At 58.8% G+C, this 640-nt stretch carries 2 protein-coding genes; one reads left to right on the top strand and one right to left on the bottom strand.

Translation table 11 applies throughout. The features are described from left to right. Window positions 1–379: hypothetical protein (locus tag ACFPPB_RS20380; RefSeq protein ID WP_377330499.1), on the top strand; the 379-nt coding region annotated here is incomplete at its 5' end. A gap of 173 nt (window positions 380–552) precedes the next feature. Here ACFPPB_RS20380 and ACFPPB_RS20385 read toward each other — a convergent pair. Next, window positions 553–640 (bottom strand): transposase domain-containing protein (locus ACFPPB_RS20385; protein ID WP_377330501.1); only part of this gene is annotated, 88 nt, incomplete at its 5' end.

A 640-nucleotide genomic window follows, 5' to 3' on the forward strand; every position in this document is an offset into this window, starting at 1 on the left:
TACTCTCCGCGGTGCTCCTGCACCATGCGCACCGCGCGCTCGCGGACTTCAGGGGAAAACTTCGTGGACTTGTTCATGGCTCCATTCTCTCAAGAGTTGGAGCCTCCTCAAATCCCGGGGCGGTTCAAAGAGCTACGCCCGGCAATTCGAGGTGAAGTACCGATGGGTCACCGAGAACCTGGACGACGTGTGTCTGTACCTCTCCGAGCAGCTGAAATGTCCGGTGGAGGGTGATGGAGTGGGGTATGCCATGGTGACCCACCATCCGTTGCTCATCGCGACGCGGATCACCGGGTTTAGCTGTGTAAACCTGTCGCAATTCATGCGTGGCTACAAAGCCGAGGGGCAATGGGCACTGTCGCGCATCATGCGGACGTGATCTCGGGCGATGTGGCACACCCGGTACGGCGTCGAACAAGCTGCCCTGGCGGAGCCGCAGCCCAAACGCATCTAACTGGACTGTACGAGTAAATCTGAGTTATCAAAATAAAAGCGCATGCCAATCGTTACAATGTAAGCGCCCGCCCACCGCACCTTGATGTTGACCGAAGCCTATGCCAGCGGCAGCAAAGATGCGATGTCGCGATCTTTGGTGGTGGGCAGGCGAGTGAGGGTGTCGGTGAGCCAGGCGTGGGGCTCG

The organism is Rhodanobacter terrae (assembly GCF_042657005.1).
Taxonomy (GTDB): domain Bacteria; phylum Pseudomonadota; class Gammaproteobacteria; order Xanthomonadales; family Rhodanobacteraceae; genus Rhodanobacter; species Rhodanobacter terrae.